Origin of the sequence: Qingrenia yutianensis, from assembly GCF_014385105.1 — a bacterium.
GTDB classification, from domain to species: domain Bacteria; phylum Bacillota; class Clostridia; order UMGS1810; family UMGS1810; genus Qingrenia; species Qingrenia yutianensis.
The window spans coordinates 1-529 of sequence record NZ_JACRTE010000113.1; the positions used below are offsets into that span (position 1 = coordinate 1).

The 529-nt window shown below is 43.9% G+C and carries 1 pseudogene; it reads right to left on the reverse strand.

Annotated features, from left to right (window positions below):
* Positions 1-111: 111 nt before the first annotated feature.
* A pseudogene (locus H8706_RS12355) lies at positions 112-529 on the reverse strand (type IV secretory system conjugative DNA transfer family protein); the annotation flags it as partial.

Here is a 529-nt window from a genome sequence, read left to right on the forward strand (position 1 = left end):
AGATTGATTTAAAAGAATGCTTGGAGGAACGCTTTGAAAGATGGGACAGGCTTAAAACCGAGGGTGGCTCCGATCCGTTTTGGGCTGACGGTTCAAACATGAACATGGTAAGGGCGCAAGCAAGTCCTGTATCATTTTGAATACGGATATAATATGCCGTTCCGCAGGCTCACAGTATTCGGCAACAAGAAGAATAATCGATGTCAGAAGTCCTTCCGCAGCATCGTAGAAAAAGGCGTTTTGCCCGTAGCTTGACGCATCGCCCTCGCCGGAATATATAATAGTTTTAGCCGTTATCTTGGCATACTTTTCCGCCTTTGCTTTATCGGAAAGCTCTCTTGTTTCACGGTATGCGTCCATATATTTATTCACCATAGAAAGCATATTGAATGTGTCGCTCTGCACCGGATTTCTCAAATCTATAACCGCAACATTATATCCGTATTGCTTACATACATTACCGTAGTTTCTTGCGAGGTCGCCTTTTGTATCGGTTGAAAGAAAGCTCATTCCGCTTGCACACGCATAT